Consider the following 20,715-nt stretch of genomic DNA (forward strand, 5'->3'; position numbering starts at 1 on the left):
CCCTTTTTGCGTCCCGGCACAGTCGCCGCCCGCATGCAGCCCTATTTCACCGCGTCGCGCATCCCATCGCGCAGTTTCCGGACCCGTTCGTTGAGGTCGATCATTTCCGGTACGGTAAAGCCGGAATTTTCCAGGAGCGCATCGGTCAGGCAACCGGTCTTCACGTGCAGGCTGCGCCCTTTCGCGGTGAGATGGACCTCGACCTGGCGCTCGTCCGTGACGCTGCGATGCCGACCCAGGAAGCCGGCGGCTTCGAGGCGCTTCACGGCCGGCGTGATGGTGCTCGATTCCAGTCCCAGCCGATCGGCGATCGCCGAGATCGTCAGTCCATCCCTCTCCCAAAGCGTGCTCAGGACGAGATACTGCGTATAGGTCACGCCGAGCGCATCGAGCATCGGCTTGTAGACGCGGTTGATGGCGATCGACGCCGAATAGATCGAGAAACAGAGCTGGCTGTCGAGCGGCAGCGTTGTCGGGTCGTCGGGCATTCCAGCCTCCTTGCGGCGCTTGCGGCCTTTCGCCGCGAAAATAGATATCGCGATAATTAATATCTTTACAAGAAAATCGAGTCGCCGTATACGATGATTATCGCGATAATAAATGTCGCGAAAATAACTCACCGAAGGAGATCCGAAATGCTCAAGTCCCTGATCACCGCCGCTGCTTTCGCCCTCTCCGCAAGCGCGCTGACACCGGCCAACGCGGCCCCCGCCACCAAGAATGTCGTGCTCGTTCACGGCGCCTTTGCCGACGGCTCCGGCTGGCAGGGCGTCTACAACATCCTGAAGAAGGACGGCTACAACGTCACCATCGTGCAGAACCCGACTGTGACGCTTGCCGGCGACGTTGCGGCCACCAAGCGTGCGATCGCCGCGCAGGACGGACCGGTCGTGCTCGTCGGCCACTCCTATGGCGGCGTGGTCGTTTCTGAAGCCGGCACCGACGAGAAGGTGAAGTCGGTCGTCTACATCGCCGCCTTTGCGCCGGATAAGGGCGAGTCCGTTTCCTCGCTCATCGCCAACCCGCCGGCCGGCGCGCCCGTTCCGCCGATCCTGCCGCCGGTCGATGGCTTCCTCTCGCTCGACAAGGAAAAGTTCACTGCTGCCTTCGCGGCCGATGTCGATCCTAAGCTTGCCGCCTTCATGGCCGACTCCCAGGTACCGTGGGGCATCGAAGCGACAACCGGCGCCGTCACCGCCCCGGCGTGGAAGGAAAAGCCGAGCTTCTATCTGGTCGCGACCGACGACCACATGATCCCGCCGGCCGCCCAGCGCCAGATGGCAAAGCGGGCGGGTTCCACCGTGGTTGAGACATCCGGCAGCCACGCCATCTATGTCTCCAAGCCCGAGGCGGTGGCCGCGATCATCGAGCAGGCCGCGCAGGCGAGCGAATAAGCGACCTCAACGGACAGCGACAGAAATGGGGGCGAAGCGCGAAGCTTCGCCCTTTCGCTTGTCTCCAGGGCCAGCCTAACGACCAATCCGCGTGGAACCCTGCTCCACCGTCGCCATCATTGGTTAGAGCTTCTGACCACGCCATCCTCGATTGGCCGCTCGATCGAACGGATCGCCTTTTCTATCCTCCGTCTGATCAGCTCAGGGGCATCAGCACCCGAGCCAATCAGAAACGGACCTCTCGAAAGGCGATATCCATGGAGAATGTTCAGGGAAAAGTTGTGGCCATCACCGGCGCAAGCAGCGGCATCGGCGAAGCCACCGCCAAGAGGCTGGCTGCGGCCGGCGCCAAGGTGGTGATCGGTGCACGCCGAGCCGATCGGCTGGAGCGCATCGCCGACGAAATCGCCGCTGCCGGCGGCGAGGTCCGCTTTCGCGTGCTCGACGTTACCGACCGCGACGACGTTGCCGCCTTCGCCCGCTTTGCCCAGGCCGAATTCGGTCGCCTCGATGTCATCGTCAACAATGCCGGCGTGATGCCGCTGTCGCCGCTGGCAGCGCTCAAAGTCGACGAGTGGGACCGCATGGTCGACGTGAACATCAAGGGCGTGCTCTACGGCATTGCCGCGGCCCTGCCGATCATGAGTGCGCAAGGATCCGGGCAGATCATCAACATCTCCTCGATCGGTGGCCATTCGGTGTCGCCGACGGCCGCCGTCTATTGCGCCACCAAGTACGCCGTCCGGGCGATCTCGGACGGCCTGAGGCAGGAGACCGACCGCATCCGCGTTACCGTCATCTCGCCCGGAACGACGACCTCCGAGCTCGCCGATACGATCAGCGACCCCAGCGCGCGCGAGGCGATGAAGGAATGGCGGGCTATCTGCATCAGTCCCGACGCCGTTGCATCGTCGATCACCTACGCCATCGGCCAGCCCGACGATGTCGACGTCAGCGAGATCATCGTGCGCCCGACGGCGAGCCCGCATTGAGGCAATCCGCTCCGGGGATCAAAGCGACAGAAGGCACGCCTCGAGCGTGCCTTTTCTTTCTGCACTGGCGTCAAAATCAATAGCATTGACTAATCAATTAGCATCGGCTATTCGTTTATTCATAATGATCGAAACCGCCACCGTCACCGCCGTCATGCGCGCCCTCGCCGATCCGACCCGGCGCGCCGTTTTCGAGCGCATCGCCAATGCCGAGGAAATCACCGTCGTCGAGCTGACGCGCGGCAGCGGCGTGACGCAGGGCGCGATATCGCAGCACCTCAAATCGCTGAAGCAGGCGGGCCTCGTCGCCGAGCGTCCGGAGGGCCGCAACGTCTACTACCGCGCCGAGCCCGAGGGCCTGGCGCCGCTCGTCGACTGGATGAGCCACTACGGCACCTTCTGGCGCGACCGCTTCGCCAATCTGCGCACCCTTCTCAAGGAGATCGATCCATGACCGACGCAGCAGCCTTGAAACTCGAGACCCAGGATATCGTCGTCGACGAGGTCTTTCCGCATACGCCTGAGATGATCTGGAGGACGCTGACCAACGGCGAATTGATGGGCCGCTGGATCATGCCGCCGACGGGCTTCCAACCGGTGGAAGGCACCCATTTCACTTTCCAGACGACGCCGGCCGGCGCGTGGGATGGCACCATCCGTTGCCAGGTGCTGGAGGTACGCCCCCATGAGCGTTTCGTCTATTCCTGGAAAGGCGGCGATGAGGGCAATAGCGGCTACGGCTCGCGCCTCGATACGGTCGTCACCTGGACGCTGACGAAGGTCGACAACGGCACCCGCCTCCGGCTCGTTCATTCCGGCTTCGTCACGCCGAAGAACGACAGCGCCTATGCCAACATGAGCAATGGCTGGCCGAAGGTCCTGACGCGCCTCGGCACCGTTACCGACGAACAGCATTGAAGCCCGGCCGGATCGCCACGGCGATCCGGCACCGCACCCACCTCGATAGGCAAAGAGTTCGATCGGCGCCCGCCTGTGCGGCCGCGCGCCGGCTTTGCCGTGCCCGCAACAGGAGGAATGCATGAGCAAGTCCTATATCGGCGGATGCGCCTGCGGCGCCATCCGCTACGAGATCTCGAGTGAACCGGTCTTTTCCAACGACTGCCAGTGCCGTGATTGCCAGCAGGAAAGCGGGACCGGACACGGATCGCATATGACGTTCCGCCGCGAGGGCGTGAAGCTCGAAGGCCAGGCCTCGCATTGGGACATGGTCGCCGACAGCGGCCATGTGAAGACGCGCGGCTTCTGCCCCACCTGCGGCTCGCCGGTCTACATGACCTTCTCGGCCATGCCGGAATTCTTCAGCGTTCGCGCGGCAAGCCTCGACGACCCCAGCCGATACAGACCGCAGGCGGTGACCTATGCCGTGCGCGGCCTTGCCTGGGACCGTCTCGATCCGGACCTGCAGAAATTTAGCCGGATGCCGACGGAGTAGCGAAGCAAGAACCTCAACCAGGCGAAGTGTTCCCTTGTCCACCGGATGTCCTTGGCATTGTCGGCCGGCATCCCCATCTGCCTTTGAGGCCACATGTCGTGGCGCGCGCCCCGGGCGGTGGAGGATGCCGTGTCGTCGAACCAATTCACATTCGATCTCGGTGGTCCCCAGCCGGCTCCGGCAACCGAGATCCTCTACTTCGCGCTGCTTCCGGACGAGCCCGCCGCCACGCAGGCGCTGGCGATCGCCGAAAGGGATTTCGCCGACCAGGCGGCGGACGGCTTCGTCTACCGGCCCGATCGCCTGCACGTCTCCGTCGACAAGCGCTGGCAGGGCCGCCGCCTGCCCGACTTCGCGGTCGCGGATGCGCTGCGGCAGGGTGCGCGCATCGACGTGCCGCCGGTCGAGATCCGGCTCGACAGGCTGGTCAGCAACGGCAATGGCCGCGACCGCCCACGCGCCCTGACGACGCGCGACGCCGCACCGGGTTTCAGCGCGCTGGTCCGGCAGATCGGGGCGCTCAAACGCCCGCTCGCGGCAATCCCTCACATGACGCTCTACCGGAACGATCGGGTCGCGCCGGAGATCCGCGTTTCAGAACCGGTCTCCTGGGTGGCGCGCGAACTCGTTCTAATCCATGCGCGCAAGGGGACGGGCTCCGCGAAGATCCTCGCCCGCTGGCCGCTGCTGCCGGCGCGCTAAAGCGCCCGCGGTGCCATGACCTGCCTTTGGCAGCTTACGGGTTGCCGCAGCCAAAGGCAGGTCACCGCGAGACAGCATCGCGCGGCAGCGGCTCGAAATGCCGACTGCCGGGACGGCCTGAGATCAGGAATGCTTCAATTGCGTGTTGCAGATGCTGTAGTAGCCGCCACCCTTCTTGATCCAGGTGAGGCCGTTCAATGAATTGTTCGCCTTGTCGGCGTTGTACTGGTCAAGGCATGTGTGCATGCGCGCCTTGCCGGCGGTTTCCGTAGAGTATTTCGCATCGACCTTGCTCGGGAAGACCACGCCCTTCGGCGCCTTGGCCGTCGTCGCGGCCGGTTCCGAAGCACTTTCCGTGTTGCTTGCCGTGGGCTCTTCATTGGTCATGGCGGTCGGCTTGGCGGCAGCTTCCGTGCCACACTGGGCTTTTCGGAAATCGTTCCACTTCATGCCATTGAGCGAGCCGGCAGCCTGCGCCGACTTATACTTCGCGCTGCACTCGCTCATGCTCAGAGCGTGTGCACCGGATGAAAACAAGAAGGGAGAAAGCGAGAGAACGGTGAGGGCTGCAATGCGGGTGATTTTCATGGAAATTCCCCTTTGCCAGAGGCACCAAACGCCCAAGAGGCTCCTGAACGCCAGCCTCGCCACGAGAATCTGCCGCCTTTGTGACCGGATGATGGAAATTGCACCGGGCCGAAGGTAGCCGGGCAATCACGCCTTGGTGATGTGGCGGCCCGGCTCCGACGAGAAACCCTGCTCCGACGAGAAACCCTGCTCGTTATGCCGGCGGGATGAAGGGCTGGCTGATCGCCTGGAACACCGGAAGCGCTTCAAGCATGTCTGCGTGCGCCTGCAGGCACGGATAGCGCCCCACCGCGACCAGATCGGGATGCACCTCCTTGAGGAAGCGCAACACGGCCGCAACGGCAATATCCGCATGGCCGATGCGCTCGCCGAACCAATAGGCGCCCGTGCCTTCCGCGCGGCTCGTTTCGAGAACTTGAAGCGTCTCTTCGATCTGGCGACGGCAGCGGTCGACCCAGAGCGCCGAGACCGCTCCGTGCAGCCGCTTCTCGTAGAAGAGGCTGACGGCCTTGTCGCCGAGACCGGTCGCAAGCGTGGCGATCCTCAGCGCCCGATGGCGCGCCGGTTCCGTCCGCGGGAACAGGACCCGGTCCTCGGAAACGAGACTGTCGAGATAATCGAGGATGATATGGCTGTCGGCAAGCACCGTCCCATCGTCCAGCACCAGCGTCGGCACGCGCGTCAACGGATTGTAGGCGCGAAGCTCGTCGGCGTTGCCGAAGGACGACCACGGACGGTGTTCGAACGGAATGTCGTAGAGGCTGAGCGCGATGCCCACGCGTCGCACGAAGGGGGAGTCGTACTGGCCGATGAGGATCATCTTGCGGTTTCCTGCCTGTGGTGACGGTTCAAGGAACAATAGGCCGGCCCTCCATGTCAAAGGCAAAGCGCCATCGGCGCAACCCGAAATCGCACCCCTGTTTTAGCGACTTGCGGAGCGCCGCCGGAATGCCGATAAGCGCCACCAGCATACGATACGGGAGGAGCCCATGGACGTTTCCGAAATCATCATCGCCGGCGATACGCCCGGCATCGAATGGCGCCTGCCGGTCTTCCGTTTCAAGGGCAGGACAGCCGCCGCACCCAAGACCTACATCCAGGCGGCGTTGCACGCCAACGAGCTGCCGGGCACTGCCCTTGCGCATTTCCTGCTGCAGCGGCTGCAACAGGCGGAGAAAGACGGCGCCATCCTCGGCGACATCACCGTCGTACCGCAGGCAAACCCGATCGGAGCCGCGCAGTCGCATTTCGGCGAGTTGCAGGGCCGCTTCGACCTGGGGTCACGCACCAATTTCAACCGTGATTCCCCGTTGATTGCGCTCGGCGACCGTGACCGGCTGATCGACGATCTCGACCGTTACTCCGCAACGGACCGGCTGAAACGGCAGTTGCTGCATATGGCGCTCGGCGCCGACCTGATGCTCGATCTTCATTGCGACGACGAGGCGCTACAATACGCCTATATCGACGACGCCTTCTGGCCGGAAGCCGGCGACCTCGCCTCGGCGCTCGACATGGAAGCGGTGTTCCTTTCGGACGGCGAAAGCTCCGCCTTCGAGGAGGCTGTCGCCTATGCCTGGAAATATGAAACCGGACAGAAGAAGACGCGCCTGCCGGGACGCCTCTCGGTGACGGTCGAGCTTCGCGGCACGCGCGACGTCTATCCGGAACTTGCCCGCAAGGATGCCGAAGGCGTCTTCCGCTTCCTCGTCGCCCGCGGCGTCGTGACCGGTGACGAAGAAACGATCGCCCCCTTCGCCGGCATCGTCGCGCCGCTCGACAACATCGAAATGATCCGGGCCCCTGAGGCCGGCGCCATCCTGTTCCACCGGGATATCGGCGAGAGCGTGAAGGCCGGCGACCTGCTCGCAACGATCCTTACGCGCCCCGGCCTGGCGGATGGTGCCCTCGAAGTGCGCGCGCCGCAGGACGGGCTGATCGTCACCCGCGTCTCGACGCGGCTTGCACGCCGACGCTCGGACCTGATGAAGATCGCATGCGCTGCGCCGTCGAGCGCCGTGCGCAAACCCGGGTCGCTCGAAGCCTAGGACGCCATTGAATGTTCAAGCGGCCGTCACGCCCCCGTGGCGGCCGTCATCTTTGGGCTGTCGAGCAGGATGGTCGAGCGCAAGGTCTTGATCTCGGCGATCTGCTCGAATTCGCTCCAGAGCAGGCGCTTGTAATCGGCGACGTCGCGCACCGCGATCTTCAGAAGAAAGTCGAAATCGCCGGCGACCGTGTGGCATTCCACCACCTCCGGCATGCGCGACACCAGCTCGATGAAGCGCTGGCCGACCTTGCTTGCGGTGCGCTCAAGCGTCACCTCGACAAAGGCCTGGAAGCCGATGCCCGCTGCCTTTGGATCGACGACCACCGTCTGGCGGATGACGCCGGCCGCATAGAGCCGGGCAAGGCGGCGCGACAGCGGCGCCGGCGAAAGGCCGACCCGCGCCGCAAGCGCATTGTTGCTGAGCGATGCATCCTCCACCAGCAGGCGGATGATCCGCCGGTCGATCTGATCCAATTCCATCGCTACCTTTTCAACCATCCTCGGCCCCTAGCGCGCAAATCAGCAAATCAATTGCAGAGTTTTGCGCAAATAGCACGCTGTCGATATTGTCGCCGTGGCAAATATCGCATCGATTTTGCGCTTGCGCTGACTTAAGAAGAAAGCCGCAGGGCAGCCGGAGGAACGGCGGCCGGCAGGCTTTCTCGACCGATATCGCATCGCTGCCATTCAAGGGGGAATTTCCGGCATGTTCGACGCTCTGACCCGCCAACCCGATGATCCGTTGCTGGCCCTGATCGGGCTTTACCGCAAGGACGAGCGCCCCGGAAAGGTCGATCTCGGCGTCGGCGTCTACCGCGACGAAACCGGCCACACGCCGATCTTCCGCGCCGTCAAGGCGGCGGAGAAGCGCCTGCTCGAAACGCAGGACAGCAAGTCCTATGTCGGCCCCGAAGGCGACCTCGTCTTCCTCGACCATCTCTGGACGCTGGTCGGTGGCGACACGATCGATCGCAGCCATATCGCCGGGGTGCAGACGCCGGGCGGCTCCGGCGCGCTCCGGCTTGCGGCCGACCTCATCCACCAGATGGGCGGCAAGCGCATCTGGATCGGCCTGCCGAGCTGGCCGAACCATGCCAGCATCTTCAAGACCGCAGGCCTTGAGCCCGCCGGCTATCCGTTCTTCGACGTGCCGACGCAGACCGTGCTCTTCGACAACATGATGACGGCACTCCAGGGTGCTGCAGCCGGCGACGCCGTGCTGTTGCATGCGAGCTGCCACAACCCGACCGGCGGCGTCATCACTGAGGCGCAGTGGATGGAGCTTGCCGCCGTCGTCGCCGAGCGCGGTCTGCTGCCGCTCGTCGACCTCGCCTATCAGGGCTTCGGCCGCGGCCTCGACGAGGATGTCGCCGGGCTCCGCCACCTGATCGGCGTCGTGCCGGAAGCGCTGGTTGCCGTTTCCTGCTCCAAGTCCTTCGGGCTTTATCGCGAGCGCGCCGGCGCGATCTTCGCGGTGACGAGCTCGTCTTCGTCGGCCGATACGGTCCGATCCAACCTCGCCGGCCTTGCCCGCACCAGCTACTCGATGCCGCCGGATCACGGTGCTGCCATCGTGCGGATGATCCTTTCCGACGCCGAGCTCAAGCGCGACTGGCAAGAAGAGCTCGAAACCATGCGTCTGCGTATCACCAACATCCGCCGCGCGCTCGCCGAAGGCCTGCGCGATCGTTGGCAGGCGCTCGGCGCCGTCGCCAGCCAGGAAGGCATGTTCTCGCTGCTTCCGCTCGCCGAGGCCGACGTCATGCGGCTTCGGAACGAGCATGGCATCTACATGCCCGGTTCCGGCCGTATCAACATTGCCGGCCTGAAGACGGCGGAAGTCGACGGCGTCATCGCCAACTTCAAGAACCTCTGAGGACCATGATGGCCGAGCACAGCATCGACGCGACAGAAACCCCGACCGAACGCCATCGCCTCTACGAGGATGCGCTGGCGATCCTGACGGGTACGCTGATCATGTCGCTCGGCATCATCATCTACAGCAAGGCGATGCTGCTCACGGGCAGCACGTCGGGTCTGGCGCTGCTTCTGCAATATGCGACCGGCGCCGAGTTCTGGATGGTCTTTTCGCTCGTCAACCTGCCGTTTTACGTCCTGGCGGTCAAACGCCTCGGCTGGATGTTTGCGCTGCGCACCTTCATCGCCGTCAGCCTCGTTTCGCTGTTCTCCCGGCTGACCGCCGGCTGGGTGGAGATCGCCCGGCTCGACCCGATCTATGCGGCGATTGTCGGCGGCGGGTTGATGGGCATGGGCCTGTTGATCCTCTTTCGCCATCGCACCGGGCTTGGCGGCATCAACATCGTCGCGATCTATCTCCAGGAGAGGTTCGGCATCCGTGCCGGCTATTTCCAGCTGGCAGTCGATCTCGCCATTCTGGCGGCCGCCTTCTTCGTGCTGCCGCCATCGAACCTGGTGCTTTCGGTGATCGGCGCGGCGGTCGTCAACATGACGCTGGCGATCAACCACAAGCCGGGGCGCTATGCCGGCGTCACCTGACGCTCGGTCTCGGTCTTCCCTCCCGCGCATCGGGCGGCTATCACTCCTGCCACGCTTTGAAATTGCGCGATTCCCGGCGTTCGGGAATTGCTCGCTGCGGCTGGAGCATGGGCATGACGGTTACGATTTACGGCATCAAGAACTGCGACACGATGAAGAAGGCGCGCACCTGGCTCGACGGCCGGGGCATCGCCTATCGCTTCCACGACTACAAGGCCGAGGGCATCGACCGCCCGCATCTCGAGCGCTGGTGCAAGGAAGCCGGGTGGGAAACGGTGCTGAACCGCGCCGGCACGACCTTCCGCAAGCTCGACGAGGCCGACAGACAGGACCTCGACGCGCAGAAGGCAATCGCGCTGATGCTCGCTCAGCCCTCGATGATCAAGCGCCCGGTGCTCGAAGCCGACGGCAATCTCCTGATCGGCTTCAAGCCGGACCTCTACGAGGCGGTGCTCGCCAAAGCCTGATCCCCATTTGGAGCGACGACGATGTCGAAGATCACGCGCGCCACGCAGACGCTTTCGAAGGCCGGCGTCGCCTTCAGCGTGCATGCCTATGACTACGACCCCAATGCGGAGCGCGTCGGCCTGCAGGCGGCCGAGGCGCTCGGCGAGGATCCGTGCCGGGTGCTGAAGACGCTGATGGCCGAGGTCGACGGCAAGCCGGTCTGCTGCGTCGTGCCCTCCGACCGCGAGGTCAGCATGAAGAAGCTCGCCGCCGCCTTCGGCGGTAAGTCGGCCGCAATGATGAAACCGGCGGACGCCGAGCGGCTGACCGGCTACCATGTCGGCGGCATCAGCCCGTTCGGCCAGAAGAAGCTGGTGCCGACGGCGATCGAGGAGGCAGCACTTGCCGAAGCGCAGGTCTACATCAATGGCGGGCAGCGCGGCCTGCAGGTGCGGCTCGCACCGCGCGACGCCCAGTCCGCGCTAAAGGCGATCGCCGCACCGCTCATCGCCTGAGGCGCTGCCATCAAAATATCACAGATGCCTTATACGTGCCGCTGATGCGGGGACGGAAAATGCAACTTTCGCATGCATGCCCGCTTTCGAACGGCGTCGGGTCTCTCTCATGGCATTTGCAAGATTTCCCAGCGCGAAGCGTCTTTTAAAGCGCCTCGCCGTCGGCATGGCAGCGCTGGTCGGGGCCATGGTCATCTACCTCGTCGGTCTTCAGTGGACCGGTAATTTCCATACGCTCGTGGCCGGTGAGGTCTACCGTTCGGCGCAGCCGACGCCGGAGGCAATCGCCGCCTATTCCAAGGCCTACGGCATCCGCACCATTCTCAACCTGCGCGGCGAGAAGCCGGACGAGCGCTGGTATCGCGAAGAGGTTGCCGCCGCAGAGCGCAACGGTATCCGGCTCGTCAACTTCCCCATGTCCGCTTCGGCCGAGATCGACCGCAAGGAAACCGACGTGCTGATGGCGATCCTTCGGGACGCACCGAAGCCGCTTCTGATCCACTGCAAGGCCGGCGCCGACCGCACCGGGCTGGTCTCGACGATCTACCTGCAGCAGATCGCAGGGGTCGACGAGGAAACGGCCGAGTGGCAGCTTTCGCCGCTCTATGGGCACCTGGCCATTCCCTATCTCTCCGGCACCTTCGCCATGGACGAGACCTGGGAAGCCCTTGAGAAGTCGTTCGGGTTGAGCAGCTAGGCGACGACGACGTCCTGGATTGACGTTCGCCGCAGCGGCGCCCTCATCCGGCCGGCACGCCCCTCATACTCTGGCTAACTTGAGAGAGGAGCAATTCGCGGGAACGTCGCAATTCAACGCCTGCGATGAGACTGTCCAAAACGAGAAGCCGCTACCTTAGCTTTGCCAGCAGCGCCGCCAGTTGCCGCGCTTCCGCTTCTGTCAGCCGGGCACCGACATGGGCCTCGATCGACGGGCCGTAGGTCTGCCACATGCGGGCGCGCATCGCCCGGCCGGCCTCGGTGATGACAACCCATTGGCCGCGACCGTCGGCGTCGAAGGTTTCGCGGCGGACAAGGCCTTCCTTCACCAGACGATCGATCAGGCGCGAAAGATTGTACTGCGCAAGGAGGGTCCGCGCCTCGATTTCGAAGGGCCTCAGCCGGCCGTCTTCCGCCTGAACCAATTCCCACAACACGTCGTACCAGCCGAGCGGCGGCAGGCTGGCAGCCTTGAAATCGGCCTCGATCCGAGCGAGCACGCATTCCCGCGCGCGCATCAGCCCGATCCAGGCCGCGGTTGTGTCTGCGCCAGGGCCCTTTTTGTCGGTTTTCGTTTCTTTGCTCATAAATGCAATTACATCCATCTTGAAAGTCGAAGCAAGTCCACATACATGCATTTGCATCTACTTTTCTTCAACCGGGAGATCGCCATGCTTACCCTCGTCAGCCACCATCTCTGCCCCTATGTGCAGCGCGCCTCGATCGCGCTCGAAGAAAAAGGCGTTCGCTTCGAGCGGACCTATATCGACCTCAAGGCCAAGCCCGATTGGTTCCTGAAGATCTCGCCGCTTGGCAAGGTGCCGCTGCTGCAGGTGCCGCAGCCGGGCGGCGAAGCGGTGCTGTTCGAAAGCTCCGTCATCGCCGAATATGTCGAGGAAAGCCAAGCCGACCCAAAGCTTCACCCGGAAGACGCGCTGGAGCGCGCCCGGCATCGCGGCTGGATGGAATTCGGCTCGTCGATCCTTTCTGATCTCTGGGGTTTCGAGACGGCCCGGGATCAGGAAACCTACGAGCAGAAACGCCAGGCGGTCGCCGGCAAGTTTGCGACCATGGAAGCGGCGCTTGGCGACGGCCCCTACTTTGCCGGCATACAATTCTCGCTCGTCGATGCGGTCTTCGCGCCGGTCTTCCGTTACTTCGATCTCTTCGACACGCTCGCCGACCATGGCATTTTCGACGGGCTCGATCGTGTCAACGCCTGGCGCAAAGCGCTCGCCGACCGGCCAAGCGTCAAGGCAGCCGTGACGCCGGACTACGGTGAGCGGCTGATGACGTTCCTCAGGGAGCACGACGCCTATCTGCTGCGCGCCCGGCAGGCATAACGAGAAGCGCGAGATCATGCCGTCCTTCAGTTTGGCGCGCGCCTGCTCTATGACAGGGCGTAAGCCATGCTGGAGGAGCGCCTTGTGACGGACATGACCTCGACCCTGACGATCCTTGAGCCCTACCCCGGCGTCTATGCCTATTATGACGGGCGCGTTGCCGGGGTGCGGCTTCATTCAGAGGCGGCGAACTGGCTCGATGACGGCGCCTACGAACTCGGCGTCGCCTCCTACGCCATCGTCGACGGCCGCGAGGCGCTGGTCTACGACACCCACATCTCGCTCGATCACGCCCGAGCGATCCGCAACCACGTCGAAAGCCTTGGCGTCACCACGATCCGCGTCGTGCTCAGCCATTGGCACAAGGACCACGTGGCCGGAAATGCGGTCTTTGCCGATTGCGAGATCATCGCACTCAGGCTGACGGCACAGAAGCTTGAAGAAAACCGCGAGAAGATCGAAACGGCGACGCCACCGATCCAGCCGCTCGTCATGCCGAGCCGCCTGTTCGACGAGACGCTTCTCCTGACCGTCGGGACGCGGCCGGTGGAACTGCATCACTTCGCCATCCATAGCGCCGACGGCAACGTGATCTGGCTGCCCGAGGAGAGGTTGCTGCTGGCCGGCGATACGCTCGAGGATACGACGACCTTCATCAGCGAGGCCGATCAGACGGCGATGCACATCGCCGAACTCATGCGCCTGCGGCAATGGCCGATTGCTCGGATTCTCCCGGCCCACGGCGACCGCGAACGCATCGCCAGCGGCGGCTACGGGCCGGAACTGATCGACGCCAATCGCGGCTACATCGAGCGGCTGACGCAGGCGATCGCGACCGGTGCTGTCACAGGCACGCTCAAGGAATTCGCGGCCGAGGACATCGCCTCCGGCGCGATCCTTTATTTCGCGCCGTACGAGGCCGTGCACAGGAGCAATGTCGAGAGGGTGCGTGCGGCCATCGACGCGCGCTGATTGCACCAAACCTCCGGCACTCAGCCTTCATTTTCGCCGCAAAGCGCTCTAAGTCTTCTTCTTCCGATTTCAGAAAGACAGGTAGATCATGACCTTTCCCGCCAATACGCCCGATCCGATCGACCCGGTGAAACTCGACAAGCTCGCGGAAGTCGCGATCCAGGTCGGCCTGCAGCTTCAGCGCGGCCAGGACCTTGTCATGACCGCGCCGGTCGCGGCGATGCCGCTCGTTCGCTTGATCACCAAGCACGCCTACAAGGCCGGTGCCGGCCTCGTGACGACGCTCTATTCGGACGAGGACACGACGCTTTCGCGTTATGCCTATGCACCGGACGAGAGCTTCGACCGGGCGAGCGACTGGCTGTTCAAGGGCATGGCCGAGGCTTTTGCCGGTGGGGCGGCGCGGCTTGCAATCTCCGGCGACAACCCGATGATGCTGTCGGCGCAGGATCCGGCCAAGGTGGCGCGCGCCAACAAGGCGAACTCGATCGCCTACAAGCCGGCGCTCGAAAAGATCTCGAATTTCGACATCAACTGGAACATCGTCTCCTACCCGAACCCGTCTTGGGCGAAGCTCGTCTTCCCTAATGATCCGGAAGAGGTTGCCGTCGAGAAGCTCGCCAACGCCATCTTCGCTGCCTCGCGCGTCGATGTCGCCGACCCGGTCGCCGCCTGGAAGGAGCACAACGCGAACCTCGCCCGGCGCTCGGCCTGGCTGAACGGCGAACGCTTTGCAGCACTGCACTTCACCGGCCCCGGCACCGACCTGACCGTCGGATTGGCCGACGGCCATCTGTGGTGCGGCGGCGCGTCGGAAGCCAAGAACGGCGTCACCTGCAACCCGAACATCCCGACCGAGGAAGTGTTCACGACCCCGCACGCGCTGCGCGTCGAGGGCCATGTGTCCTCGACCAAGCCGTTGTCGCACCAGGGTACGCTGATCGACAACATCCAGGTGCGCTTCGAGGGCGGTCGGATCGTCGAGGCCAAGGCCTCGCGGGGCGAGGAAGTGCTGAACAAGGTGCTCGATACCGACGAAGGCGCGCGCCGGCTCGGCGAAGTGGCGCTGGTGCCGCATTCCTCGCCGATCTCGGCGAGCGGCATTCTGTTCTACAACACGCTGTTCGACGAAAACGCGTCCTGCCACATCGCACTCGGCCAGTGCTACTCCGGCTGCTTCGTCGACGACACCAAGCTGACACCGGAACAGATCCGCGCCCAGGGCGGCAATTCCAGCCTCATTCACATCGACTGGATGATCGGCTCGGGCCAGGTCGACATCGACGGCGTGCGCGCCGACGGCAGCCGCGTGCCGGTCATGCGAAAGGGTGAATGGGCCTGATCACGGCCCCTCCCCGGGCTCGTCCGACCTGAAAGGCTTGTGGCCGCCGCAGCACATGCGGCGGCCCTTTCTATTGGGAAACGGCCCCTTCAAGCGTTGGCAGCCCGCTTCAGACGCGGCATCTCCGCCGACTGGTAGAGCGACAGGACGTGACCATCGGGATCGGCGAATTCTGCCGACCAGCCGCCGGGCGCATGGCTTACCGGCGTGACGATGGTGGTTCCCTTTTCGGCAAGGCCACCCACAACATCGTCGATACCGCCCTCGGCGAGATCGAACACGACGATCGGCGTGTTGCCCGGCTTGCTTTCCGCGACGAAGAAGATCAACTCGACCTCGTCTTCTATCTTGGCCATCAGCCAGGCGCCGGCTTCGTCGTCCTCCATGCGCTGGACGTTGAGACCCAGAACATCACGGTAGAAGGCTTCCGTCCGGGCAAGTTCCGAGACGAAGTAGCAGATGGCCCCGATACGTGGTTTCGACAGCATTGGTTACTTCCTTTTTGCTTGTTACGCCGGCTTGTTGCCGCCGGTTGCCGTTTCGTGAGACGCGCGCAGCAAAAAATTGACCGCGAAGAGATGTCCATCCGGATCGTGGCTGGCAAAGGCGGCGCGTCCGCTCCGCGTGATCGGCAGCAACGCCTGGCGGATGCGGCCGCTTTCGAGCGGATAGCGCAGTCCGGTCAGCTCCAGACTGCTCTCGACATGGCCGGCATCACGCCAGGCCCGGCGCAGCATCAGGATGCGCTGGCGCAGCGCTTCATCGGAAACGCCAAGGAGGTGACGGATTTCGAGGCGATTGTGACCGGCGATCGCCAGCAGCATCACGATCCTGAGACTGGGGGAAAGCGTGGCGGCGAAGGCGAGTGGATCGGCGGAACTGGCGTCTTCCGCTTCTGGGATATCAAGCTGCTGCTCCCGGCGAAAGCGCCGGGCGGCGGTGCGCGCCTGCATCGCTGCGAGCTTGCGGAGAACGCCGTAGAACCAGGCGCGATCGCCGCCGGTCGGAAAACGCCCTGCCTTGAGCGCCACGATCAGCGCCTCATGCAGCAAATCCTCCGCTTCTGCTGCGCGGCGGGTCTGGCGCCTGGCGAAACGGAGGAGATCAAAATAGTGCGCCGGCGTCAGGTGCTCGGTCATTGCGGCATGCGCTTCTTGCGAGTTGAGATCCCGGCAATGTGAAGCGCATGCCCTGTGGTTGCAAGCCCACACTCAAGCGCGGGCCGGTCGCACCTTCGGTGCGAGCTGCGCGCGCTGGCTGAGCCAGACGCTGACGAAGACGACGAGGATGCCGAGCGCCTGGACCGGCGTCAGTTGCTCGCCGAGCACGCCCCAGCCGAGCAGGATGGCGACGACGGGGCTTAGGAAACCGAGGGGCGACACGGCAGAGGGCTCGAGGCGCGAGAGGCCACGGAACCAGAGCAGATAGGTGAAGGCGGCGCCGATCAGGCCGAGATAGGCAAGACCGAGGACGTTGGCCGTCGTCAGCGGCGGCAGCGATGGTTCGAAGAACAGCGCCACCGGCACGAGCATGAGGCCACCGGCCGCCAATTGCCAGGCGGTGAAGGTGAGCGGCGGCACCGGCGGCGCCCAGTGGCGGCTGAGCACGGTGCCGAAGGCCATGGAGACCGCACCGGCGAGACCGGCGAGCACCCCGAGCGGATCGAGCGCGGCGCCGGGCGTGAGCACCAGCAGGGCAACGCCGGCGATGCCCGCAAGGCCGGCGACGACGCTGAGCAGACGGATCGGCGAGCCCAGGAAGACGCGCGACAGGAGGATGACGATCAGCGGCTGTACGGCACCGACCGTGGCGGCGACGCCGCCCGGCAGCCTGTAAGCCGAAACGAAGAGCATCGCCCAGAAGAAGGAAAAGTTGAGTGCGCCGAGTACGAAGGTGCGCGGCCACCAGATGCCTTCCGGCAACCGCCGGACGATGAGGAGCAGAAGCAGCCCGGCCGGAAGCGCCCGCAGCATGGCGACCGTCAGCGGATAGCCGGACGGCAGGAACTGCGTGGTGACGAGATAGGTGCTGCCCCAGATCGCTGGGGCCAGCGCGGTCAAGGCAAGGTCCACGGTGCGGTTAGAGCTCATATCTTTACCTCAAGAATCTCTATATCAAGATAAATTGAGGATAACGCGGTTTATCTCTAAGTCAAGATACTCTATGCTGAGATAAATGCATGGAGGTATTGATGGATCGCGTCGACAGGATTTTGGCCCAATGGCACCGGGAACGGCCGGACCTTGACGTTTCGGCCATGGGTCTGCTTGGGAGGCTCTCACGGGTCTCGACACATGTCGCCCGCGAAATCGAGAAGTCGTTCTCCGAACGCGGGTTGAATGCGTCGAGCTTCGACGTGCTTGCGACGCTTCGTCGCTCCGGGCCGCCCTATCGGCTTTCGCCCGGAGAGCTTCTGGATACGACCATGGTCAGTTCCGGCACCATGACGAACCGTATCGATCAGTTGGAAAAGGCGGGGCTTGTCGAACGGATCGCCAACCCTGACGACAGGCGGGGCGTGATCATCGCCTTGACGGAAGAAGGCTTGCGCCGTGTCGACGAAGCCGCGACCGCGCATGTGGCCAACCAGCATCGCGTGGTTTCCGCGCTCTCACCCGAGGAACGCGTGGTGCTCAACGCACTGCTGCGCAAATATCTCGCGACGTTCGAGTAGTCGCGATCATAGACTGGAGGCAAGCCGGCGGACGCGCTCCAGACGCGCCTTGCGCTTGGCGTCGGTCGCCCGGTCCATGTCGTGCAGCGCCAGCATGCGGAAGTTCAACCCCTTGGCGCAGAAGGCGGCGATGCCGCGCTTCAAAAGCCGCTTCACCGGATTGCCCATGTAGAGATGCACCACCCACCAGGGAGAGCCGGTCGTCGTCAGCGCCCAGAAGACCTTGATGTTGTGGAGCCGCGGGATGATGCGGCCGCCGGCCGGGTCGTTGTCGAAGGCGACGCCCGGGGCAAAGACGCGATCGAAGAAGCCTTTCAGGATCGCCGGAAAATTGAACCACCATTGCGGAAAGACGAGCACCAACCCTTCGGCCGCCTGCAGCCGCGCGATCCAATCTGCCGCGCTTGAGCGATCATAGGCGTCGCTGAAGTAGCTGCCGCGCTCGGCAACGGTGAGGCGGGGATCGAAATCCTCGCGATAGAGGTCGAGCAAGTCGACCGAATGACCGTTCGCCTCCAAGGCGGCGCGCGCCTGACGCGCCACGCTTGCGGCAAAACTGTCTTCGAGCGGGTGAGCAAGCACGAGCAGGATGCGCATCCGGCGTTTCCTAACATATCGATCTGGAATCAAGATCCGTAGCCGGGAAAATGAGCTGAAAAATCAACCGAATACAATGCCGTTTTTCACGAGCGACGAGCGGCGCTGAAGAAGGATAGCCGGCTCACTGTTCTTGGACCTGGGATCTTCCAGATCCTGCCTGCGCCTCCAGTGCCAGTGCATCGAAGGCGGAGGGCGCGCGGCGCACCGACCAGGCGGATATCAACTGCGCGGCGGCGTCCTCGGCGGCCTGCCCCGGACCGAGCTCCAGATCGTAACGTTGTCCGAAGTGAATGCGGTGAAAATCATCCGCGGCGCTGCCAATCGGCCGGTCGGCGCGAAGCCGTTCGCGCCGGACCAGTTCGTCTAGTTCACAGTGAAGCGCGACAAAGAACACGTCGAACGGCTGCAACATCACCGCGAGCTCAGACGCCCAGCCGGGCTCCTCGAGAATGTGCTCCAGCAGGAGATTGTTGCCGGCTGACGCATAGGCGACCAGCGAGCGGTGGAACCCGTCGAAGAAGCGCGCCCGGTATTCCTTCCAGCGAAAATCGCCGCGGCGGAACCGTTCCATCGGCACCGTTCCCGAATCGCGAAGATGGTCGATCGAGACGTGCCAGAACGGCTCGCCGATCTGCGCCTGGACCGCCCGCGCCAGCGTCGATTTTCCGCTGCTGGAGGCCCCGTGGATGAAGATAATCTTGGCTCGCTCGACCATGCCGGGCTCCGTCGCTCTCTTGGGAAGGCTGGCGTTACGCCGTCGCCATGACAGCGGGATGACGCGCTAGAACAGGTTGCCCTGTTTCGGCGGGTCCCCCGCCGGCTCTGCGAGCTTCGTCTGCTTCTTGCGCGGCGCCGTCGGCGGGGAAGCCGGCTCGCCTTCGCCTTCGCCGGCAATGGCCGACACGCGACCGTCGGCGAACTCCAGGCTGATCGCCATGCCAACCGAGACGGACGCAGCCTGGCGCACCGGCCCGCCTTCGGCGTCACGCACCAGCGCAAAGCCGCGCTGCAGGACGTTGCGATAGGAAAGCGACTGCAGGACGCGGTCCTGGGCGACGATGACGCTGCGCAGGCGGCGCACGTCGGCGCGCACGGCCGCATCGGACCGGGCCGCAAGGCCGGCGACGCGATCGGATGCGCGATGGATCTGGCCGATGAGGCGAGAAGGCAAGGCGCGCAATGCAGCGTCCGCCGCCGAAACCCGCGCCTCGCCGCGATGCACCTGCCGCTCGACGATGCGGTCGGCCTTGTTCATGGCGTCGACCAGGCGTTGGCGGCGCTCGGAAAGCTTGCCCTTGAGAAGATCGGCACGCAGTTCGGCCGAGGCGCGCTCGAACTGGCGCCGCTTGTTGGCCGTGTTCATCGTGAGGCCACGCCCGAGCCCGAGGGCGGCTTCGTCGAAGCGCCGGCGCGGCAACGCCAGCAACTGGTCGAGCGACGGCAGCGCCCGTGCGAGCGCCCGCACCGACTGGCGGCGATTGTCCATCTGGCGGCCGACGGCCGACTTGAGGCGGGCCGACAGGCCGGAAAGCCCGGCTTCGAGATCGGCCCTGACCGGAACTGCCATTTCGGCAGCACCCGTCGGCGTCGGCGCGCGCTGGTCGGCGGCATAGTCGATCAGCGTCCAGTCGGTCTCGTGGCCGACGGCGGAAATCAATGGGATCTCGGAGGCGGCGGCTGCGCGCACGACCGCCTCGTCGTTGAAACCCCAGAGGTCTTCGAGGCTACCGCCACCACGCGCAACGATCAGCACATCCGGCCGCGCAATCGGCCCGCCGGGCTCGACCGCGTTGAAGCCGCGGATCGCCGCTGCCACCTCGTCACCGGAGCCATCGCCCTGCACCCGAACCGGCCAGACGACGACATGGACGGGAAAGCGATCGGCAATGCGGTGCAGGATGTCGCGGATGACGGCACCGGTCGGCGACGTCACGACGCCGATCACCTTGGGCATATAGGGCAACGGCCGCTTGCGATTGGCGTCGAACAGCCCTTCGGCGGCGAGCTTGCGCTTGCGCTCTTCGAGCAGCGCCATCAGCGCGCCGGCTCCGGCCGGCTCCATCGTCTCGATGACGATCTGATACTTCGACGAGCCGGGGAAGGTCGTGACCTTGCCGGTCGCGATCACCTCCATGCCCTCTTCCGGACGGAAGCGCAGCCGCGAGAAGGTGCCCTTCCAGATCACCGCGTCGATGCGCGCGCGGTCGTCCTTGAGCGCGAAATAGGCGTGGCCGGAGGAGTGCGGGCCGCGATAGCCGGAGATCTCGCCGCGCACGCGCACCTGGTCGAAGGCCTGTTCGACCGTTCGCTTGATCGAGCCCGAAAGCTCGGACACCGAATATTCGGTGAGGTTGCTCGGAGAATCGTTGTCGAAGAAAGAGGCCATTGCCTCTTTTACCGCACCCTTCG

The 20,715-nt window shown here is 64.3% G+C and carries 28 protein-coding genes; 16 read left to right on the forward strand and 12 right to left on the reverse strand.

Annotated features, from left to right (window positions below):
* Nucleotides 1-41: 41 nt before the first annotated feature.
* Complete coding sequence (locus ACIQUG_RS19340) at nt 42-488, reverse strand: MarR family winged helix-turn-helix transcriptional regulator (protein ID WP_043625851.1); 447 nt, start codon at nt 486-488, stop codon at nt 42-44.
* Between the two features lie 147 nt (nt 489-635).
* On the opposite strand from ACIQUG_RS19340, the gene ACIQUG_RS19345 reads away from it, so the two are divergent.
* From ACIQUG_RS19345 to ACIQUG_RS19370, 6 genes are all read left to right on the forward strand, one after another.
* A complete protein-coding gene (locus ACIQUG_RS19345) occupies nt 636-1,394 on the forward strand; it encodes an alpha/beta hydrolase (protein ID WP_402323560.1) in 759 nt (252 codons plus the stop codon).
* 257 nt (nt 1,395-1,651) lie between these two features.
* The gene (locus tag ACIQUG_RS19350) at nt 1,652-2,386 is read left to right on the forward strand and encodes an SDR family oxidoreductase (protein WP_402323561.1); all 735 of its coding nucleotides are present in this window, start codon (nt 1,652-1,654) and stop codon (nt 2,384-2,386) included.
* A gap of 124 nt (nt 2,387-2,510) precedes the next feature.
* Nucleotides 2,511-2,840: an ArsR/SmtB family transcription factor gene (locus ACIQUG_RS19355; RefSeq protein WP_402323562.1), complete on the forward strand. Its 330-nt coding sequence runs from the start codon at nt 2,511-2,513 to the stop codon at nt 2,838-2,840.
* A complete protein-coding gene (locus tag ACIQUG_RS19360; protein ID WP_402323563.1) occupies nt 2,837-3,304 on the forward strand; it encodes an SRPBCC domain-containing protein in 468 nt (155 codons plus the stop codon). The genes ACIQUG_RS19355 and ACIQUG_RS19360 overlap by 4 nt, the downstream gene beginning before the upstream one ends.
* A 121-nt stretch (nt 3,305-3,425) precedes the next feature.
* Nucleotides 3,426-3,839: a GFA family protein gene (locus tag ACIQUG_RS19365; RefSeq protein ID WP_402323564.1), complete on the forward strand. Its 414-nt coding sequence runs from the start codon at nt 3,426-3,428 to the stop codon at nt 3,837-3,839.
* Between the two features lie 129 nt (nt 3,840-3,968).
* Nucleotides 3,969-4,541, forward strand: a complete 573-nt coding sequence (locus tag ACIQUG_RS19370; protein WP_402323565.1) for a 2'-5' RNA ligase family protein — start codon at nt 3,969-3,971, stop codon at nt 4,539-4,541.
* Between the two features lie 123 nt (nt 4,542-4,664).
* Here ACIQUG_RS19370 and ACIQUG_RS19375 read toward each other — a convergent pair whose 3' ends face one another.
* The gene (locus ACIQUG_RS19375; protein WP_402323566.1) at nt 4,665-5,129 is read right to left on the reverse strand and encodes a hypothetical protein; all 465 of its coding nucleotides are present in this window, start codon (nt 5,127-5,129) and stop codon (nt 4,665-4,667) included.
* Nucleotides 5,130-5,322: 193 nt separating this feature from the next.
* On the reverse strand, nt 5,323-5,949 hold the full coding sequence (locus ACIQUG_RS19380) for a glutathione S-transferase family protein (protein WP_402323567.1): 627 nt from the start codon (nt 5,947-5,949) through the stop codon (nt 5,323-5,325).
* Nucleotides 5,950-6,118: 169 nt separating this feature from the next.
* Here ACIQUG_RS19380 and ACIQUG_RS19385 point away from each other — a divergent pair, with 169 nt between their 5' ends.
* Complete coding sequence (locus ACIQUG_RS19385; RefSeq protein WP_402323568.1) at nt 6,119-7,177, forward strand: succinylglutamate desuccinylase/aspartoacylase family protein; 1,059 nt, start codon at nt 6,119-6,121, stop codon at nt 7,175-7,177.
* 26 nt (nt 7,178-7,203) lie between these two features.
* On the opposite strand, the gene ACIQUG_RS19390 is transcribed toward ACIQUG_RS19385, so the two are convergent.
* Together ACIQUG_RS19390 and ACIQUG_RS19395 are read right to left on the reverse strand one after the other, a co-directional pair.
* The gene (locus tag ACIQUG_RS19390) at nt 7,204-7,677 is read right to left on the reverse strand and encodes an Lrp/AsnC family transcriptional regulator (protein WP_043625875.1); all 474 of its coding nucleotides are present in this window, start codon (nt 7,675-7,677) and stop codon (nt 7,204-7,206) included.
* On the reverse strand, nt 7,670-7,870 hold the full coding sequence (locus ACIQUG_RS19395) for a hypothetical protein (protein WP_402323569.1): 201 nt from the start codon (nt 7,868-7,870) through the stop codon (nt 7,670-7,672). Before ACIQUG_RS19395 ends, ACIQUG_RS19390 begins: the two co-directional genes overlap by 8 nt.
* 15 nt (nt 7,871-7,885) lie before the next feature.
* On the opposite strand from ACIQUG_RS19395, the gene tatA reads away from it, so the two are divergent.
* The 5 genes from tatA to ACIQUG_RS19420 all read left to right on the forward strand — a co-directional run bounded on the left by tatA (nt 7,886) and on the right by ACIQUG_RS19420 (nt 11,355).
* Nucleotides 7,886-9,055 carry a tyrosine aminotransferase gene (gene tatA / locus ACIQUG_RS19400; RefSeq protein ID WP_402323570.1) on the forward strand — a complete coding sequence of 390 codons (1,170 nt, stop codon included), beginning with the start codon at nt 7,886-7,888 and terminating at the stop codon, nt 9,053-9,055.
* Between the two features lie 8 nt (nt 9,056-9,063).
* A complete protein-coding gene (locus tag ACIQUG_RS19405) occupies nt 9,064-9,696 on the forward strand; it encodes a YitT family protein (RefSeq protein WP_402323571.1) in 633 nt (210 codons plus the stop codon).
* Nucleotides 9,697-9,809: 113 nt separating this feature from the next.
* Nucleotides 9,810-10,163: an ArsC family reductase gene (locus ACIQUG_RS19410; RefSeq protein WP_402323572.1), complete on the forward strand. Its 354-nt coding sequence runs from the start codon at nt 9,810-9,812 to the stop codon at nt 10,161-10,163.
* A 21-nt stretch (nt 10,164-10,184) separates the two neighbouring features.
* Complete coding sequence (gene ybaK, locus ACIQUG_RS19415) at nt 10,185-10,658, forward strand: Cys-tRNA(Pro) deacylase (RefSeq protein WP_402323573.1); 474 nt, start codon at nt 10,185-10,187, stop codon at nt 10,656-10,658.
* A gap of 109 nt (nt 10,659-10,767) precedes the next feature.
* Nucleotides 10,768-11,355, forward strand: coding sequence for a dual specificity protein phosphatase family protein (locus ACIQUG_RS19420; RefSeq protein ID WP_402323574.1), 588 nt, complete (start codon nt 10,768-10,770; stop codon nt 11,353-11,355).
* Between the two features lie 151 nt (nt 11,356-11,506).
* Here the strand turns inward: ACIQUG_RS19420 and ACIQUG_RS19425 are convergent, their stop codons facing one another.
* Complete coding sequence (locus tag ACIQUG_RS19425; RefSeq protein WP_402323575.1) at nt 11,507-11,962, reverse strand: MarR family winged helix-turn-helix transcriptional regulator; 456 nt, start codon at nt 11,960-11,962, stop codon at nt 11,507-11,509.
* 84 nt (nt 11,963-12,046) lie between these two features.
* Between ACIQUG_RS19425 and ACIQUG_RS19430 the strand changes: the two genes are divergently transcribed.
* The 3 genes from ACIQUG_RS19430 (at nt 12,047) to ACIQUG_RS19440 (ending at nt 15,032) form a co-directional block, all read left to right on the forward strand.
* Nucleotides 12,047-12,718 carry a glutathione S-transferase family protein gene (locus ACIQUG_RS19430; protein WP_402323576.1) on the forward strand — a complete coding sequence of 224 codons (672 nt, stop codon included), beginning with the start codon at nt 12,047-12,049 and terminating at the stop codon, nt 12,716-12,718.
* Between the two features lie 66 nt (nt 12,719-12,784).
* Nucleotides 12,785-13,690: an MBL fold metallo-hydrolase gene (locus ACIQUG_RS19435; RefSeq protein WP_402323577.1), complete on the forward strand. Its 906-nt coding sequence runs from the start codon at nt 12,785-12,787 to the stop codon at nt 13,688-13,690.
* A gap of 88 nt (nt 13,691-13,778) precedes the next feature.
* Nucleotides 13,779-15,032, forward strand: a complete 1,254-nt coding sequence (locus tag ACIQUG_RS19440) for an aminopeptidase (protein WP_034804607.1) — start codon at nt 13,779-13,781, stop codon at nt 15,030-15,032.
* A gap of 89 nt (nt 15,033-15,121) precedes the next feature.
* On the opposite strand, the gene ACIQUG_RS19445 is transcribed toward ACIQUG_RS19440, so the two are convergent.
* The 3 genes from ACIQUG_RS19445 to ACIQUG_RS19455 form a co-directional block, all read right to left on the reverse strand.
* Nucleotides 15,122-15,520 (reverse strand): VOC family protein, encoded by a 399-nt coding sequence (locus ACIQUG_RS19445; RefSeq protein ID WP_402323578.1) that lies wholly within the window; start codon nt 15,518-15,520, stop codon nt 15,122-15,124.
* Nucleotides 15,521-15,541: 21 nt separating this feature from the next.
* Nucleotides 15,542-16,171 (reverse strand): RNA polymerase sigma factor, encoded by a 630-nt coding sequence (locus ACIQUG_RS19450; protein ID WP_402323579.1) that lies wholly within the window; start codon nt 16,169-16,171, stop codon nt 15,542-15,544.
* A gap of 72 nt (nt 16,172-16,243) precedes the next feature.
* Nucleotides 16,244-17,122: an EamA family transporter gene (locus tag ACIQUG_RS19455; protein WP_402323580.1), complete on the reverse strand. Its 879-nt coding sequence runs from the start codon at nt 17,120-17,122 to the stop codon at nt 16,244-16,246.
* Between the two features lie 89 nt (nt 17,123-17,211).
* On the opposite strand from ACIQUG_RS19455, the gene ACIQUG_RS19460 reads away from it, so the two are divergent.
* The gene (locus ACIQUG_RS19460) at nt 17,212-17,706 is read left to right on the forward strand and encodes a MarR family winged helix-turn-helix transcriptional regulator (RefSeq protein ID WP_402323581.1); all 495 of its coding nucleotides are present in this window, start codon (nt 17,212-17,214) and stop codon (nt 17,704-17,706) included.
* A 6-nt stretch (nt 17,707-17,712) separates the two neighbouring features.
* Here ACIQUG_RS19460 and ACIQUG_RS19465 read toward each other — a convergent pair whose 3' ends face one another.
* From ACIQUG_RS19465 to xseA, 3 genes are all read right to left on the reverse strand, one after another.
* On the reverse strand, nt 17,713-18,303 hold the full coding sequence (locus ACIQUG_RS19465) for an NAD(P)H-dependent oxidoreductase (RefSeq protein WP_402323582.1): 591 nt from the start codon (nt 18,301-18,303) through the stop codon (nt 17,713-17,715).
* A 124-nt stretch (nt 18,304-18,427) separates the two neighbouring features.
* Nucleotides 18,428-19,021 (reverse strand): chloramphenicol phosphotransferase CPT family protein, encoded by a 594-nt coding sequence (locus ACIQUG_RS19470; RefSeq protein WP_402323583.1) that lies wholly within the window; start codon nt 19,019-19,021, stop codon nt 18,428-18,430.
* A 66-nt stretch (nt 19,022-19,087) separates the two neighbouring features.
* The gene (xseA, locus tag ACIQUG_RS19475) at nt 19,088-20,692 is read right to left on the reverse strand and encodes an exodeoxyribonuclease VII large subunit (RefSeq protein ID WP_402323584.1); all 1,605 of its coding nucleotides are present in this window, start codon (nt 20,690-20,692) and stop codon (nt 19,088-19,090) included.
* Nucleotides 20,693-20,715: the final 23 nt, after the last annotated feature.

It is taken from the genome of Ensifer sp. NPDC090286 (assembly GCF_044769565.1).
Taxonomy (GTDB): Bacteria; Pseudomonadota; Alphaproteobacteria; order Rhizobiales; family Rhizobiaceae; genus Ensifer.